General features: G+C 46.2%; 1 rRNA gene. It reads right to left on the bottom strand.

The window, feature by feature from the left end:
* Window positions 1-266: ribosomal RNA gene (locus AC23MB_RS14450) — 23S ribosomal RNA — on the bottom strand; the annotation flags it as partial.

The raw sequence follows: 266 nt of genomic DNA, 5'->3' as shown, positions 1-266 counted from the left end.
AAAGGGTGGTATTTCAACGTTGACTCCACACATACTATCTTACATGCTTCATAGTCTCCCACCTATCCTACACATTACTTACTCAAAGTCAAAACGAAGTTATAGTAAAGGTTCACAGGGTCTTTTCGTCCCATGGCGGGTAATCGGCATCTTCACCGAAACTACAATTTCACCGAGCTCGTGGCTGAGACAGTGCCCAGATCGATACACCATTCGAGCAGGTCGGAACTTACCCGACAAGGCATTTCGCTACCTTAGGACCGTTA

It is taken from the genome of Soonwooa sp. T0.1_25, assembly GCF_057652215.1.
Note: the sequence above shows the minus strand (reverse complement) of the source record. Positions and strands in the feature narration are given on the sequence as shown.